Origin of the sequence: Bacillus sp. AFS073361 (assembly GCF_002567005.1) — a bacterium.
In the GTDB taxonomy this organism is placed as follows: Bacteria; Bacillota; Bacilli; order Bacillales; family Cytobacillaceae; genus Neobacillus.
Genome location: NZ_NUZU01000013.1, coordinates 226719 through 242757 on the forward strand (window position 1 = coordinate 226719; position 16039 = coordinate 242757).

Consider the following 16039-nt stretch of genomic DNA (forward strand, 5'->3'; position numbering starts at 1 on the left):
GATTCCTAAATGGAATCCTGTATTTTTGTTCTATTTTATTGCTTTATACTCTTTAATCACAAGAAGTGATTTGAGCTCATCATCCTCCGGTCCTTGTACAGGAAGGCCTGCTTCGAGGTTTTTCCGGATGTAATGGAGGTTTTCCTTTGTAATAATTTCACCTGGGATAAAAATTGGGATACCTGGTGGATAAACCATCACAAATTCTGCAATAATTCTTCCTTCTGATTCTTCAAAAGGAATAACTTCTGTTTCCGCATAAAATGCATCTCTAGGTGTTAATGCAAGCACTGGGATTTCAGGTAGTAGAACTTCTACAGGCTCAATTCTATCGGTACTGTGCTGGCATATGTCCGCTAATTCCTTGAGAGCATTTACTAGTAAGTCAGCTTCAGTTTCTGTGTCTCCAAGTGTGATAATACAAAGAATATTATATAAATCGGAAAGTTCCACTTCAATATTATGTTTTTCTCTTAGCCATTTTTCTACATCATAACCAGTTAATCCTAATTCTTTTACTGAAATAATTAATTTAGTTGGATCGTAATCAAAGGTAGCTTTTGATCCTAAGATTTCTTCACCAATACAATGTAGATTTTCGATTTCATTAACTCTTTTTCGAATCGATTGTGCTACTTTAATTGTATTATCAATTAAGTCCCTTCCCTTAGTAGCTAATTGCTTACGTGCAACATCGAGTGAAGCAAGCAATAAATACGAGGTAGAGGTGGTAGTAAGCATACTTAATATGGATTGGACATGTTTGGCAGAAACGAGGCCTTCTTTTACATTGAGAATCGAACTTTGAGTCATCGAACCACCTAGTTTATGAACGCTGGTAGCTGCCATATCTGCACCTGCCTGCATTGCAGAGAGTGGAAGTTCTTCATGAAAATGAATATGCACCCCATGGGCTTCATCAACTAAGACAGGGATATCATAAGAGTGTGCAATTTCAACAATCTTTTTCAAATCCCCGGAAATACCAAAATAAGTTGGGTTGATAACTAATACTGCTTTCGCATCTGGATGCTGTTTAAGAGCTCTTGCCACGGCATCGGGAGTGATTCCATGAGATATACCTAGTTCCTTATCAATTTCGGGCTGGATAAACACCGGAATAGCGCCTGAGAAAACAATCGCAGACATGATAGATTTATGAACATTTCTAGGTACGATAATTTTATCATCTGGACCACAAACAGCCATAATCATCGCAATTATCGCTCCGCTTGTGCCTTGTACAGAAAAGAATGTTCTATCTGCACCAAAGGCTTCGGCTGCTAAATCTTGCGCTTGTTTGATAATCCCTTTTGGCTGATGTAAATCGTCTAGCGGACCAATATTTATTAAGTCGATAGACAGGGCGTTATCCCCGATAAAGTTACGAAATTCAGGGTCAATCCCAGCGCCTTTTTTATGACCAGGAATATGAAACTGAATTGGATTCTTCTTTGCATGTTCTAATAAACCGCTAAATAACGGTGTTTGATTTTGAGACAATTTATAAACACACCTCTTTGTAAAAAATACTCTAATTATGTCGAATTTCAATAATAAACAAAGGAATTATAGCATTATTCCCATTCATTGCAAAGAAATTTATGTTATTCCTTATCCAGTTTACGATAGTTTCCCTTTAACACAGGAAAATTACCCTAAAGTAACGAAATAACAAGTAGAAAGTTTTTAGGAGGGCTTCAATTGGAATGGAAAACACGAGTGACTCAATTATTAAACATACGTTATCCGATAATTCAAGGGGGTTTAGCCTATTTAGCCTATTCTGAATTAGCTTCAGCTGTTTCAAACGCAGGTGGTCTTGGGCAGATCACTGCCATGTCATTAGCTGAACCTGAACAACTTCGAGCGGAAATACGTAAAGTAAGACAACTAACAAACAATCCTTTTGGGGTGAACTTTGCGATTGGACAGCATGGCAGACCATTTGCCGATTTTCTACAAGTGGCTATTGATGAAAAGGTTCCGGTTGTTTCAATGACAGGAGGAAATCCTGCACCCATATTTGAGCAATTAAATGGTACACAGATAAAAACACTTGTCCTTGTTGCGGCCAGAAGACAGGCAGTTAAGGCAGAGGAACTTGGTGCAGATGCTGTTATGGTTGTGGGGCAGGAAGGTGGGGGCCACCTTGGCCGAGATGATGTAGGTACAATGGTACTAGTGCCTCAAGTGGTAGATGCTGTTTCTATACCTGTTATTGCTTCAGGGGGAATAGGTGATGGACGTGGACTAATGGCTGCCCTTAGTTTAGGTGCAGAGGGTATTGAAATGGGTACAAGATTCATTGCAACAAAAGAATGTGTTCATGCCAATGAACTATATAAGAATACCTTAGTGGAAGGCAATGAAACTGGCACAGTGGTGATTAAAAGGACTATCGGTGCTCCGGCTAGAGCATTAGCTAATAGTTGGACAGAAAAAATTCTAGAAATTGAAAAAAACAATGGGGGATATGATGATTTAAAAGATTACATTAGTGGAACTGCAAACCAACGCTATATTTATGATGGTGTACCTGATAATGGTTTTGCATGGGCAGGGCAAGTGATGGGTTTAATAAAAGATGTCCCTACAGTTGAAGAATTATTTCATCGAATGATACATGATGCTGAACAAATTCGTGCAAAATGGGGAAAATAAGTATATGATTCTGTTTAGTTGAATTAGTAAGAAGGTGAAATTATGGAATACCAATATCCTATTGACCATCATTGGAGTACAGAAGAAATTGTGGATGTAATTGCATTTTTTGAAACAATTGAAAAGGCATATGAACAGGGAATTGACCGCGATGTGGTATTGAAGGCATATCGCCGCTTTAAAGAAATCGTTCCCAGCAAAGCCGAAGAAAAGACAATTTGTAATGAATTTGAAGAAATGAGTGGCTATTCTTCTTATCGAACTATAAAAAAAGTAAAAGATGCAGCCTCCGGGGATAGAATTAAAATGAAATAGAAAAAATCAGATCCTGCACCTATTGTGCAAGATCTGATTTTTTTCTTACTTTCTATTTTGTGAAATTCGATATAAAGTGGCAACTTTCTCAAAAACACCCTCAATTTGCTGAATTAATTGATCAGAACCTAATTGAATGACTTTTTCTCTTTCAATTGTATAACCACATAATAATTCTGCTTTTTTTACGTTATGCAGGCGGTCAAAAAGCGAACGAAGTTCTTCCTTTGATAAATGTCTGTGGGCAATGGTTTCTGGCTTTGTATGATCCACTGACCAAACATAGTCCTTTGGTGTATCTTTGTAAATTTTTGCTATTTTTTTTGAAAATCTTTCAGCAATTAATTCTTTTTGAGGTGCTTCATAAATAACAGCAAACCATATAAACAAATGGGTATTCCACATGCCGATTTGAAAATGGGGAAGCATCTTATAACCTCGAGGATTATTTGAGAATGCAACCCAAGTATGCTTTGTTCACAAAATACAATAGCGAAAAAACTTGATTTCATAAGGTAAAATAAATACATGATTTTATAAATAAGACTTTGTGAAAACTTGTACTTAAACTAAAGAGGTAGGATAGGGAAAGAAGTAGTTGAACTAGTTCATCAATAATATTACGAATTAGAGGATTCAAAATAAGGCTTTTAAATTTGATGGATAAGTTAGGTTGTTCCATAGATACTTTTTCTATTTTGGGGGATATTATCCTTAATGGATTATATTGAGGAGGTTTCTATGGGAAATGGAAAATAATGATGTTCATATTAAATTAACTACTGCTGAAATTGCAACTCTGTGGAGAACATATATTCAAAACACAGCTGTAAGATGTTTTTATAAATATTTTCTTCAATATCTTCAAGATGAGGAGATAAAGTCAATTATTAAAGAAGCTGTGGTTTTGGTTGAAACAATTATTAGGAAAATCGAAACAATTTTCGAAAAAGAAAACTTCCCAATACCAAAGGGATTTTCGGATAAAGATATTGACTTAACAGCCCCTGCCCTTTATACAGACCTATTTGCATTAAGTTTTCTATATCGTGGAGGGCAAGTAATTATTCCTCAATATTCAAATACTCTTTCTAGAGTGACACGAATCGATATTTATAATTTTTTTGAGGAGTGTCTAAACAGTGAAACGAAATTACATAAGGAAGCATTAAACCTTATGCTTTCAAAAGGATTAAATGATCGACCTCCAAAGATGGAGTATCCAAAAAATGTTGAGTTTATTAAAGATCACCCGTCATTAATCAATACTTGGTTAGGTGATAAAAGACCTCTAAATACTTTAGAAATAACAGAACTTTTTATCGAAATCGAAAGAAATGCAATTGGTCTAATCCTTTTGATGGGATTAATACAGGTAACAAAAGATAAGGAAATAAAGAACTATTTATTAAAGGGAAAAAAACTTGCTGAAAAGCAAGTCGATACATTTGATAAGTTATTAAAAGAAAATGATCATTTTACTGGATTTCCAATAACTATGGAGGTGACAAATTCAACAATTTCCCCATTTTCTGAAAGATTAATACTGTTTATTATAGCTACTTCAAACCAAATTGCTATTTCTGCACTTGGAGATGCATTGTCTGTATCAATGAGAAAAGATTTAGCAACCCAGTATATCCTTATTTTAACAGAGGTAATGAAGTACGGTGACGAAGGGCTTAAACTTTTGATTGAACGAGGCTGGATAGAGCAACCACCACAACCAATTGATAGAAACCAATTTTATAAATCATAGCACTTCTATGAGGGGAGGATAATCATAAGGGGATTGTGATCATGTGAATAATGCAATTGAAAAATTATTATGGAGCATCGCCCTTCCTGGGTTTGGTCAGTTTCTAAACGGAAAAGTAATTAAAGGCATTGTTTTTGTGATATTAGAGTTTCTGGTAAATGTTCAAGCGAATTTCAACGTTATTATTATTGCAAGTTTTCAAGGCGATATTCAAAATGCGATTGTACATGCTGATTATCAGTGGTTAATGTTTTATCCATGTTTATATTTTTATGCAATGTGGGATGTATTTATTCCTCAAGTTTTCTATTATTTGGGGTTTTACTGGGACCTGTTTGGCTCCCTATGTTGTGTGTAATTCCCGGATTAGTTGTAGGAATTATAATAAAGAAAAGTCTAACAAAACTGGATATTTCCTAAATAACTAAAATTTTTTATATAAATTTGTTCAGCTAACGGTGGCAATAATTGAACAGTGAAATATTAGATAATAATATCGCTTGGATAGATTTTTTATAGCTAACCAAGCGTTTTATTGTGTTAAAATGACCGCCGCCGTTTTATTTATATAACACATTTAATTCCACTTTTTCGCCTTCCCGCTTTTAATCAATTCGTTCAATCAATTTCTTGAAACCTTCATTCTTTTCACGGGTCGAAAGATTCCCTTCGAATAGTTCCTTCAAGTTAATTTCAGTCCAACGCTTCATTCGTTCCTTTTTCTTTGCTTCGTCAATAAATTCATTTGATTGGGATAATCGTTCAACCTCTTTTTCCGCAGCTTTAATTTTTTGTTCTTCGGCTTTTTTCCTTTTTTCGAATTCCTTTCGGTCAATCATTCCGTCGATAAATAATTCCTTTATTCGTTCAATCCGTTTGTTTGCTTTTTCAATCGCTTCAATTTGAAGTGCAATCAACGCCTTGCCGCCCCGATTTCGGCGTTTTGGGGCGTCTTGGGTCTTACTGAACAACCTTGCTGCAAAGTCTTCCATATCGTCCCGTAACGCCCTTAGAACGACGTCTTCTTGACAACCTTGATTCTTGTCGCAGCGGTGAATCCCGTCGGGAAGAATATGACGGCACTTTTTCAAATAAACACGATTCTTTGGGTCACGATACCACGATATTCCATGACCACAAAAAGCACACTTCGATATTCCCGAAAGAATATATTCGCCCTTTCGGGCACGGTGCGGAACAAGACGGGTTTCTTCAAGCCGTTGAACAATATACCAATGTTGTTCTTCGGTCTTCAACGGTTCATGATGTCCTTTGACCTTGATTATCTTTGACGGGTCGTTTTCACGGTAATGATTACCATTCACACGCCGAAATTTGCCGTGAAAGACATAACCAAGATGAAATTCGTGTTTCAAAAGTCTTGCCGTTTGTGATTGCCGCCAAACCGCATTAGGTTTCCCCGAAATTGTCGGGATTCCTTCGACGTTGAAGCGTTGGGCGATTTCTTCCGTTGAAAGACCTTCTTCAAGGAATAGCGTTAACAAGTAGTTGTATATTTTACGCCCGTTTTCGTCAACCTTGACCGTCCTTGTATTTCGATCGTAGTAATAAGGAAAGGGCGGCTTTCCGTTTGTGAAGTTTCCTTCCTTCGTCCCGTTGATTTTGCCTTGCTTCAATCGTTTCTTGATTTGACGATATTCTTGACGGACAATCAACGATTCGAATTCGGAAAGCATTTCGGAAGACTCTTCGTTCAAATCATAGGTTCTATTTGGCGTCACAATAAGCGTATCGGATTCCTTAAAGATTTCGTTAATGATTCCGGCGTCTTTTTGGCTTCCACGTGTCAAACGGTCAAAAGCAACTACAAGCACGGCGTCAAATGCACCAGCTTCAACTTTATCCAATAGTTCCATGAAAACGGGACGCCTGGAAATAGAATCGGCCGAACCGATTTCTTCGTAAAATTCAACGTTTTTAAAACCGTTCTTCGTAATGAATTCTTTCAATTGAAGACGGTGTTTTGAAAGTGTGTCTTCCGTGTCCAAGTCTTCCCGTGATTTCCGCAAGTACGCAGCAATTCGACTATACTTGTTTAATCGTTCGGTCACGCAAATCATTCCTTTCGGTTGTTTTGATACGATTATAATGAGTTGAACGTTTTTCGGTACTATTGAATCATATGCACTCGGGGACGTTGACGAAAAAGACGTTGAAAGGGCAAAGGAACTTCTTGAAGCGAAGAAAAATGAAATCAAGGAAATTGACGAACTTATCCAACGGGTGAAAGCCGTTAGGAAATCCGTCGCCCTTGAATCCGTTCCCTTTGTCAAAGAAGCACGGGCTAAAAAGGTTGAAGCGATTCAAAAGCGTTATGACGAACAAGCGACAAAGGTTATCGAAGCAAGGAACGTATTCCTTCGTGAACTTGCCGAACTTGGACGGGTTGCAAAGGAAGTCGGCAGCGTGAATGCCGAGTTTAATAATGTAATGCGTGAACTTGGCGAACCAACTGCAAGATTTGGTGCTGCAATTAACGAAAGGACAATTATATCTGGCGGCTGGACACGGGAAGAAGATTGTTTAGGCGTCGAAGGAAATCTCCAAAAGCAAGTCTATAAATCAGGTGTTATTCCGAAGTTGTTCGGGGGTGCGAATTAATGGTTCAAGGCACTATGTCGGCATTTGAATACTTCGTTAAACAATTAGATTATCAAGTCCAAACGTTAGAAATGATTCTTTCAATGAAGGAAGAAGGGAAATCGGTCGAAGAAATATCCGAGTTTGTCGGCGTATCTCCTACCGAAGTGAACAAAGCACGTCCGAAACATCTTGAAGTTGCGAAGGAAGATTTGAACCGGTATCAAAGACGATTAAAACGGGGGTTGTAAGGTATGAAGCTAAACGAATTTGATAATTTACGTTATGAAGAAGCCAAACGGCGACCGCTTCACGATATTATGGACGGCTACAACAAGCGAAATCCTATGAAACAAGAAAAACCCTCTGATTCGGTCGAAGCACTTCGGGAACGATATTTAAAGGATAGAAATTCTTTATCGTCGATTGAACTTCTTACGTTAGGAATGTCGGAATTGCAAAGTAAACGGGACGCCGTACTAGAGGAACGTCAAAAGGCTATCGATGACTATATGCAGCCGTATCACGAAAACAAAGATAAACAAGAAGAATATATTTCTACCAATAGCGAAGAATTCCAGCAATTAGCGAAGCAAATGGCTGAACTACAAGCTGAATTCAACGATTAAACGGCGGTGACAATTAAAAATGATTGTTGCCGTCTTTGTTTGTTACGCCTATTTTTTCGTGTTTGCATGTAGAAATTGGCGTTCTGTTTAACGGGGGTGAATGGAATGCCTGGAAGTGAAGATTTGAAGCGTTGGGAAGAAATTGACAAACTTATTTCAAAATTAAGTATCACGATTTACGGGATTGATACAACAAAATTAAATTGGCGGGAAGAACAAGCGTTTATAGAAACGTGGGAAAAGCGTCGGCAGCTTGAAGAAGAACTTCGTCGCCGAAATCCAAAGCCCGAACGGAAACTTTCAAAGGCGGAAGAACTGGAACAACGTCGGGCAAATTTACTTTGGGCTAAGTTCGAAAAGGTACGGAATAAAACGCCGTTGAAGGAAACAACAAACGGTGAACTGCGGGATCAACTTCAAATATTACGTTCTATTGTTGCAACGTTAGGAGGTGAATAACGTGGATATTTTCGAAGGATTGACCGAACTCGAAGCAAAGATTGTCGTTGAACTTGCCGATAAGGGCGGTAGAACTTACGAAGAAATTGCCGAAGCCGTTGGAATATCCGAAAGGCAATTGTTTCGATACCGTCAAAAGACGCATATAAAACGTGCGATACGTGAACTTGCAGTTCAAGAATTGGAAAGCGACATTCCCGATATTATGGGGGCACTTCGACGAAATATCAAAAAAGGTGATTTCCGTTCGATAGAATTGGCGGTCAAAATGCTTGGTCTTCTTGTTGAACGCCGTGAAATTAATCAAACAACAACAATCAATAACCAGCGTCTTCTAGAAATGAGTGACGAAGATATCAACGAAGAATTACAAGCAATTGAAAGGGAATTAAAAGTGATTCAAGGCGGTGCAGAATAATGCGTCGTCTTTTTGATATTACGGAACAAATAACAAACGGGATTGATTATGGAGTTCACGCAACAAGGGGCGAATTTTGGGAAGATAATCTTCGTACTGAATTGGAATCCCGAAAACAAAAGGCAGCGGATATGCTTCGGAATGATACACCGAACAATATCTTCAAGATTGCAGGTCTTTGCAAATTGCCGGTTCTTGTTGTCCGTGATTTGGAACGGGAATATTTGAACGATATTAATTACAAGGGGGAAGCCGAATGAGGCGAAGGAATAAATAATGACGTTGTTGTCCGCAGTATGGAAGGCGAAGATATTGAAGGTTTAATAGAACGATTCAATTTTCGAATCAAAAAACACAAAAAGACGACCAAACTTCCGCAAGAATATCAATTCACAACAAAGACAAGAAAAGGCGTCTAATCGCCAATATAGGGGTGAAACTATGTTACCTATTCATTACAGTAAAAGAACCAGAAGTAAAGTATATTTACACCCGAATAGCATGACGCCTATTCGTCCAAGCAGTCATTTCGATTATACCGAATACAAAGCGGAACTGGATCGAAGAAGGGCGTTCGGAGAAATAAAGAGGGACGATTTGAAGACAATGGATAAAACAGAAAAAAACGCATAAAAAAGCCGCTTGACGTCGTTTTGACGCCTTGCGGCTCTTTTTTTTCGTCTATTTTCGTCAGTCCTTCAATACTTGTTCGATAGTCTTTCAACAACTTTCCCTTCGCCTTCTTCGTCTTCATTAATGACGATAACGGAAAACAAATCGGAAGGCGTGATTTTGAACCAAACGCACAATTTCGCTATTAAACGGGCAGGAATGTGGCGTGTTTCCATATCCTTGTTATTTATCAAATCGTTCAACGTCGAACGCCTTTCGCCTATAGTCGCCGCCAATTTATTCGCCGAGATTCCCCGAAAATCCTTTTCCATTACCTCTTTTAAATGACTTCGCAAAACGTACTTCGTCCCCAAATATCCACCCCCGTTCATTCAAGTTCAATATTAAATCATTGAACGAAAGACGTCCATATTTCAAAAGTTGATTTTATTTCTTGAGACGGTTGTTCTTCTAATAATTTCGATTGTTGCGCAATTAAAAAAAGCGGCAAGGCGAAGAAGTTCGTTTTTGCTTCAGGTGCTTGTTTGATTCTTTGGGTCGTTGCGGTTCAATTCATTTCGTCGGGCAAAAAAGGACGCCAACAAGCGTAGGCAAAACAACAAGCACGAAGAAAAGGTGGAAGCAGCAAAGCAAACGAAGGCAAAGGTAGATGCAAAAGAGAAGAAGGGAGCTGCGGCAAAGAAAAAGCCGGAAGCGGCTGCTGTGTTCTAATATATTTCGAAACCGCGATGCCTTCGGTAGTAGTCTTTTTTATTACAAAAACTATTAAACTTCCATTGATTTACAATAAAATTTAAACTAATATGAAAATAAAATTATTTCGTCGGGGGCACATTATGGCATGGTCTCCTTTTCAAAAAGAATTAGCTTCAAAAACTAGAAAATTAAATCAACTACTACCTGAAGTGATGGAAATAACAGGGTATAAGGAAAGCAGCAATATTTATGAACTTTTACAATATATTCAAAGGTATGAAGTTGTTAGGGACTATGCTTTTACTTTTTTAGAAAGAACTTACATGAGAAATTATACTGCTTTATCAAAAAAGCGTCCCAAAGTTGAGGAAGCAACAATGTGGATAGGTCAAGAAAATGCGACATACGGAATTCTAGTTACTCCAAGGTTCAGTAATGGTAATTGGGAAAATGATGTAAGTGAAATTAGACATTTCAAAAAAAAGTATTGGACTATCGGTCATGTATTAGAGACAGGGCTTGTGGTACCTTTTGAAAATGAAAAAATTGAATTTCCGGATATAGAGCAATATTTAAAATTTTTTAAGAATGTTTTGGTTCGGGGTTCGGGGTCACAATATGAACTTGAAATTGCGAGTAAGTATTGTGACTTAGTTCGAAATTCAGACGAACCAGAAGAAATTCCACTATTAATTCCCGAGTTTAGATATGGTGGTCTAGCAAGAAAGCACGAATATAGACTTGATTTTACTATAATAGACCCGAATACTTTAAATAAATACGGGTTTGAATTGTCACCTTGGTCAACACACGGTTATTTATCAGGAACTAAAGGTAAGTTACAAAAAGAAATAAACGCAATAGCTTTAGGGAACTTTGAAAAGGAAATGAAAAAACTTAAAGATTATTTTAGAGAATTTGAGATATATGCTCTTATTTATACGGATTCTGACTTAGCTAATATTGAGACAGTATTTTCGGATATGAAAAAATATCTAAATCCATTTGAAACACAAGAACAGCTAAAATTACATGTACTTGATGATTTTCTTAGCTATTCATAATATAACTAAATCTACGTTAAACTATAATAAAGTATTAATATCATAAAAAGCGTCCCAAGTAAGGTTGACGTACGTATAAAAGAAATTTATCTTGACGGAAAAACGTGGAGCGAAACGGGGATTCAAAATTTCAATACGTGGATAAATAAAAAGGCATATGAAAAAGCGTCCGAACCCGTTTCTGCATAGCGGGTGAAGACGCCTTTTTTCTATTTATACGCTAATTTATATAATGGGATAAGTGCTTCAAACGTATTTCTTACAACGTCCAAGAATTCCCTGCCGTCGGTTAAAATCGGGTCATTGGCTGCAATTTGTCGGCCAATAAGGAATTCCGCCTTCTTGACGTCCCGAAAACGTTCTAGTGCAGCTTTAAAGTTGATTTCCTTTATTGACATTGCGTCTTTCTTCATATGGTCTTGGGAAACAACAAAATCATTTGGAATGGTCGTTTTGATCGTTTTCAAGTTCTTCAAGAACGCCTTTGCGATTTCCTCTTTATTCGGTAATTCATATATGAACGCCAACCAAATGAAAACATGGTCGTCAAACAATCCAACTTGAAAATGCGGGTGTTGTTTATATCCACGTTTATTCCCCGCTATTGCCAACCAAGTATCTTTCGGGGCATTTACAGTCCGGCGGGCATGTTTCGCTATATGTAAAAACATTTCTTGTCCAAGACTAACGGAAAGTTCGTCCGTTAATACTTGACCGATTTCACGGAACTTTGGTCGAATCCGTTCTTCGATTGCTTCCATTCTTGCGTCAAGACCTTCTATATTAAAGGTATCGAAATCAGTTTTCGAAAATCCTTGAAATTGCATTTTTTCGTACTCCTTCATTATGTTTAATCATTTTATAGTGGGGGTAAAAGTAAGCAACGACGGGCTTTCAGTCAATCATACTTTGCGAACAAACCATGTATCTTTAGGCGGATTAATGGTCCTTCTGGCATGTTTTGCCACGTGAACAAACATTTCATCATCCGTATGTGAAGAAATGAATGGGGCGAAATAATCTCCTAATTCTTCCAATTTAGGTCGGACCGTTTCCTTCAAAGCCTCCATCCTTGCCTCTAAACCATCTATTAAAAAAACATCAAAATCTTCGTTTGTAAATCCTGTAAAACCCATATATAAACCTCCAAATAAACATTTGTTTCTAATTGTAGCATAACAATCAGAGAGACATATAGTTTGATGCTTTCTAGGTTAGAGCACATATTTGTTGCAACATATCTCCCTGACTCATATTATACAGTAAAAAAATAATCTGAAAAATGAATCAAATCCAGGAAGGGGAGGAGAAACGTGAAACAATTGATGAATACCTCACTAAAAAAAGCAAGCGAAAAGGAAAGGACTGCAGTATTAAGATTGGAAATGGATTATGAATTAGCTACATTATTCGAAGCGATTGAAGAAAAGAATGAGAAAAAAATGAAAGAATGCAAACAAAAATTAGAAAAAATCCGCCAAGAATTATTACGATTAAAAGCACTTTGATAAATTTATGATGTTTTTTATCCAAGGAGAAATAAAGCAGGATGGAGAGAAATAGAATATACTCTGAACTTATCAAAACGAACTCCAGCAAAAATGAAGGGGGTTCGTTTATTATTGTCCTTTTTGATGTGGTACGTGTACCTCTTAAAAGTTGATGTGTTCTAACAATTTGATTAAGCTAAAGGTACATTATTTAATTTATCATGCATCATACTACATACATTGAAATCTAGACAGGAATTTATTTAGATGTGTTTGGAGGAGTGTTATGAACTGGGATCAAATTTATTCTCATGCAAAGGAATGGGTTAATGACGCTGGAGCTAGAATTAGATTATCTTTTGATGAAACATTGAATATTCAAACGAAGTCAAATGCTAATGATTTGGTTACAAATATGGATAAAGAAATTGAGCAATTTTTTATTAGTAAAATCAGAGCGGTATATCCCGATCATAAAATATTGGGAGAAGAAGGGTTTGGAGACACACTTGAAAGTCTTGATGGTGTGGTTTGGATGATTGATCCAATCGATGGAACGATGAATTTTATACACCAACAAAGAAATTTTGCTATTTCTCTTGGGATATATGAGAATGGGATTGGTAAAATTGGACTCATTTACGATGTGGTCCATGATGAACTGTATCATGCCAAAAAGGGAAATGGAGCCTATTTAAATGAAAAGACTCTGGTACCTCTCAAGGATACACTGGTTAAGGAATCCATCATTGCACTAAATGCAACATGGGTAATGGAAAATCACCGTATTGATCATAATTTAATGATACCTCTAGTGAAAGATTCACGGGGAACAAGGTCATATGGTTCAGCAGCCCTTGAAATGGTGTTTGTTGCGACAGGAAGGGTTGACGCATACCTCTCGATGCGCTTATCGCCTTGGGATGTTGCTGCAGGAGCAGTAATTATTGAAGAACTAGGCGGGGTGGTTACAAATCTAAGGGGAGAAAAACTTAATTTTCTTGCACAGGATTCATTATTTACTGCAAATCATGGATTGCACCAATCAATCTTGAAGGACTACTTAAAAGAGGGTAGATGGTAAAAAGAAGAAGCCGATGCAGGCTTCTTCTTTTTATAATTCTCCATTTTCACGCATTTTTCTTTTGGTTTTAAAGCCCATCCCCATAATTACGATAATTGCAATGATACAGCCAAGTGCACCGATTATGCTTTTTTCGCTAATTGCAATGCCAATCCCCATTATACTCGCGGCTGCAAGGATGGCATAAACGAGTAATGACCACTTCACGTTTTTCATTTTTTGATACCCCTTTTTTAGTTCAAAAATTGAGTGCTTTAGTATAATTTTAATTCTACAATAAAATGGTTAGGGGTTTCCACTTTAATTGTGGTATAATGTTTTAGTTGTGAATGGGAAACTACAAATAGACTTATTTTTAGAATATAGGAGTGGAATTTTTTGAATATAAGAAATGATATACGTAATATTGCGATCATTGCCCATGTTGACCACGGGAAAACAACATTGGTAGACCAATTGTTGAAACAATCTGGAACATTTCGTTCTAACGAGCATGTTGAAGAACGTGCTATGGATTCGAATGACTTAGAAAGAGAGCGTGGAATCACCATCCTCGCGAAGAACACGGCGATTCAATACAAAGATACTCGTATCAATATTTTGGATACTCCAGGACACGCTGACTTTGGCGGAGAAGTGGAACGGATTATGAAAATGGTTGATGGGGTATTGCTAGTAGTTGATGCCTATGAAGGCTGTATGCCACAAACTCGTTTTGTTCTTAAAAAGGCATTAGAGCAGAATTTAACTCCAATTGTTGTTGTTAATAAAATTGACCGTGACTTTGCAAGACCTGCAGAAGTAATCGATGAAGTTATCGATTTATTTATTGAACTTGAAGCAAATGAGGATCAACTTGAATTCCCAGTTATTTACGCTTCAGCGATTAATGGTACAGCAAGTACTAACCCTGAGAAGCAAGATGAAAATATGCAATCCTTGTATGATGCAATTGTTGAATATATACCTGCTCCAGTTGATAATCGTGAAGAACCATTACAATTTCAAGTTGCACTTCTTGATTACAACGATTATGTTGGCAGAATCGGGATCGGCCGTGTTTTCCGCGGTACGATGAAGGTGGGTCAACAAGTTGCCTTAATGAAATTAGATGGTTCAGTGAAACAATTCCGTGTGACCAAGATTTTCGGTTTCTTTGGATTAAAGCGTCAAGAGATCCAAGAAGCAGTAGCGGGAGATTTAATTGCAGTATCAGGTATGGAAGATATCAACGTTGGTGAAACAGTTTGCCCGGTTGAACATCAAGAAGCACTGCCAATCCTAAGAATAGATGAACCAACATTACAAATGACATTTGTTGTTAACAACAGTCCATTTGCAGGTAGAGAAGGTAAGTATTTAACTGCAAGGAAAATTGAAGAAAGATTACGTGCTCAATTGCAAACAGATGTAAGTTTACGAGTGGATAACACAGATTCACCTGATGCATGGATCGTTTCTGGCCGTGGTGAACTTCATTTATCAATCTTAATTGAAAACATGCGTCGTGAAGGCTATGAACTTCAAGTTTCTAAACCGGAAGTTATTGTTAAAGAAATTGATGGTGTACGTTGTGAACCAGTGGAAAGAGTCCAAATCGATGTACCTGAAGAGCATACTGGTTCTGTAATGGAATCAATTGGTGCCCGCAAAGGCGAAATGCTGGATATGATCAATAATGGTACCGGCCAAGTTCGTTTAATCTTTAATGTGCCAGCACGTGGATTAATTGGTTACACTACTGAATTCTTAACTATGACTCGTGGTTATGGAATTATTAATCATACCTTTGATAGCTACCAGCCGATGTTACCAGGCCAAGTTGGTGGACGACACCAAGGTGTGCTTGTCTCAATGGAATCTGGAAAAGCTTCGACATATGGTATCATGCAAGTGGAAGACCGTGGAACTATTTTTGTTGAACCAGGTACTGAAATTTACGAGGGGATGATCGTGGGTGAAAATACTCGTGAAAATGACATCACCGTTAATATTACTAAAATGAAACAAGCAACAAATGTGCGTTCAGCTAACAAAGATCAAACATCAGTGATTAAAAAGCCGCGCATTATGACCTTAGAAGAGTCTTTAGAATATTTAAATGATGACGAATATTGTGAGGTTACACCGGAATCAATTCGTCTTCGTAAGAAAATTCTTGATAAAAATGAACGTGAAAGAGCTGCTAAAAAGAAAAAATATGCTGAACAGAGTTAAGTAAAAGGAG

At 37.4% G+C, this 16039-nt stretch carries 20 protein-coding genes and 2 pseudogenes; 15 read left to right on the forward strand and 7 right to left on the reverse strand.

Annotation, left to right across the window (positions count from 1 at the left end):
* Positions 1–30: 30 nt before the first annotated feature.
* On the reverse strand, positions 31–1503 hold the full coding sequence (locus tag COJ96_RS09070; protein WP_098572607.1) for an aminotransferase class I/II-fold pyridoxal phosphate-dependent enzyme: 1473 nt from the start codon (positions 1501–1503) through the stop codon (positions 31–33).
* Between the two features lie 201 nt (positions 1504–1704).
* Between COJ96_RS09070 and COJ96_RS09075 the strand changes: the two genes are divergently transcribed.
* The gene (locus tag COJ96_RS09075) at positions 1705–2664 is read left to right on the forward strand and encodes an NAD(P)H-dependent flavin oxidoreductase (protein WP_098572608.1); all 960 of its coding nucleotides are present in this window, start codon (positions 1705–1707) and stop codon (positions 2662–2664) included.
* 42 nt (positions 2665–2706) lie between these two features.
* Positions 2707–2979, forward strand: a complete 273-nt coding sequence (locus tag COJ96_RS09080; protein ID WP_098572609.1) for a UPF0223 family protein — start codon at positions 2707–2709, stop codon at positions 2977–2979.
* 45 nt (positions 2980–3024) lie between these two features.
* Here COJ96_RS09080 and COJ96_RS09085 read toward each other — a convergent pair whose 3' ends face one another.
* Positions 3025–3408: a DUF1054 family protein gene (locus tag COJ96_RS09085; RefSeq protein ID WP_098572610.1), complete on the reverse strand. Its 384-nt coding sequence runs from the start codon at positions 3406–3408 to the stop codon at positions 3025–3027.
* Between the two features lie 319 nt (positions 3409–3727).
* Between COJ96_RS09085 and COJ96_RS09090 the strand changes: the two genes are divergently transcribed.
* Positions 3728–4738: a DUF3231 family protein gene (locus COJ96_RS09090; RefSeq protein ID WP_098572611.1), complete on the forward strand. Its 1011-nt coding sequence runs from the start codon at positions 3728–3730 to the stop codon at positions 4736–4738.
* A 43-nt stretch (positions 4739–4781) separates the two neighbouring features.
* A pseudogene (locus COJ96_RS09095) lies at positions 4782–5158 on the forward strand (hypothetical protein).
* Positions 5159–5343: 185 nt separating this feature from the next.
* Here COJ96_RS09095 and COJ96_RS09100 read toward each other — a convergent pair.
* Positions 5344–6810: a recombinase family protein gene (locus tag COJ96_RS09100; protein WP_180230030.1), complete on the reverse strand. Its 1467-nt coding sequence runs from the start codon at positions 6808–6810 to the stop codon at positions 5344–5346.
* A gap of 172 nt (positions 6811–6982) precedes the next feature.
* Here COJ96_RS09100 and COJ96_RS09105 point away from each other — a divergent pair, with 172 nt between their 5' ends.
* The 7 genes from COJ96_RS09105 (at position 6983) to COJ96_RS09135 (ending at position 9478) form a co-directional block, all read left to right on the forward strand.
* Complete coding sequence (locus tag COJ96_RS09105; protein ID WP_098572613.1) at positions 6983–7360, forward strand: hypothetical protein; 378 nt, start codon at positions 6983–6985, stop codon at positions 7358–7360.
* Complete coding sequence (locus tag COJ96_RS09110; protein ID WP_098572614.1) at positions 7360–7590, forward strand: hypothetical protein; 231 nt, start codon at positions 7360–7362, stop codon at positions 7588–7590. The genes COJ96_RS09105 and COJ96_RS09110 overlap by 1 nt, the downstream gene beginning before the upstream one ends.
* Before the next feature lie 3 nt (positions 7591–7593).
* The gene (locus COJ96_RS09115) at positions 7594–7968 is read left to right on the forward strand and encodes a hypothetical protein (protein ID WP_098572615.1); all 375 of its coding nucleotides are present in this window, start codon (positions 7594–7596) and stop codon (positions 7966–7968) included.
* A 105-nt stretch (positions 7969–8073) separates the two neighbouring features.
* Entirely contained in the window at positions 8074–8427 is a 354-nt protein-coding gene (locus tag COJ96_RS09120) for a hypothetical protein (RefSeq protein WP_098572616.1), read from the forward strand.
* A 1-nt stretch (position 8428) separates the two neighbouring features.
* Positions 8429–8845, forward strand: coding sequence for a phBC6A51 family helix-turn-helix protein (locus COJ96_RS09125; protein WP_180230031.1), 417 nt, complete (start codon positions 8429–8431; stop codon positions 8843–8845).
* Entirely contained in the window at positions 8845–9105 is a 261-nt protein-coding gene (locus COJ96_RS09130; protein ID WP_098572618.1) for a hypothetical protein, read from the forward strand. Before COJ96_RS09125 ends, COJ96_RS09130 begins: the two co-directional genes overlap by 1 nt.
* 181 nt (positions 9106–9286) lie before the next feature.
* Positions 9287–9478, forward strand: a complete 192-nt coding sequence (locus tag COJ96_RS09135; protein WP_098572619.1) for a hypothetical protein — start codon at positions 9287–9289, stop codon at positions 9476–9478.
* A gap of 65 nt (positions 9479–9543) precedes the next feature.
* Here COJ96_RS09135 and COJ96_RS09140 read toward each other — a convergent pair whose 3' ends face one another.
* Positions 9544–9831, reverse strand: coding sequence for a helix-turn-helix domain-containing protein (locus COJ96_RS09140; RefSeq protein WP_257148471.1), 288 nt, complete (start codon positions 9829–9831; stop codon positions 9544–9546).
* A 483-nt stretch (positions 9832–10314) separates the two neighbouring features.
* Between COJ96_RS09140 and COJ96_RS09145 the strand changes: the two genes are divergently transcribed.
* Positions 10315–11238, forward strand: coding sequence for a hypothetical protein (locus COJ96_RS09145; RefSeq protein WP_098572621.1), 924 nt, complete (start codon positions 10315–10317; stop codon positions 11236–11238).
* Positions 11239–11447: 209 nt separating this feature from the next.
* Here the strand turns inward: COJ96_RS09145 and COJ96_RS09150 are convergent, their stop codons facing one another.
* Both COJ96_RS09150 and COJ96_RS09155 read right to left on the reverse strand, forming a co-directional pair.
* Complete coding sequence (locus COJ96_RS09150; protein WP_098572622.1) at positions 11448–12065, reverse strand: YktB family protein; 618 nt, start codon at positions 12063–12065, stop codon at positions 11448–11450.
* A 93-nt stretch (positions 12066–12158) separates the two neighbouring features.
* Positions 12159–12374, reverse strand: a pseudogene (locus COJ96_RS09155) (DUF1054 family protein); the annotation flags it as partial.
* Between the two features lie 177 nt (positions 12375–12551).
* Between COJ96_RS09155 and COJ96_RS09160 the strand changes: the two are divergent.
* Both COJ96_RS09160 and COJ96_RS09165 read left to right on the forward strand, forming a co-directional pair.
* Positions 12552–12746 (forward strand): hypothetical protein, encoded by a 195-nt coding sequence (locus COJ96_RS09160; protein ID WP_098572623.1) that lies wholly within the window; start codon positions 12552–12554, stop codon positions 12744–12746.
* Between the two features lie 268 nt (positions 12747–13014).
* The gene (locus tag COJ96_RS09165) at positions 13015–13812 is read left to right on the forward strand and encodes an inositol monophosphatase family protein (RefSeq protein WP_098572624.1); all 798 of its coding nucleotides are present in this window, start codon (positions 13015–13017) and stop codon (positions 13810–13812) included.
* 30 nt (positions 13813–13842) lie between these two features.
* On the opposite strand, the gene COJ96_RS09170 is transcribed toward COJ96_RS09165, so the two are convergent.
* Positions 13843–14028 carry a YlaF family protein gene (locus COJ96_RS09170; RefSeq protein WP_098572625.1) on the reverse strand — a complete coding sequence of 62 codons (186 nt, stop codon included), beginning with the start codon at positions 14026–14028 and terminating at the stop codon, positions 13843–13845.
* 162 nt (positions 14029–14190) lie between these two features.
* Here COJ96_RS09170 and typA point away from each other — a divergent pair, with 162 nt between their 5' ends.
* On the forward strand, positions 14191–16029 hold the full coding sequence (typA, locus tag COJ96_RS09175) for a translational GTPase TypA (protein ID WP_098572626.1): 1839 nt from the start codon (positions 14191–14193) through the stop codon (positions 16027–16029).
* The last annotated feature ends 10 nt before the right edge of the window (positions 16030–16039 follow it).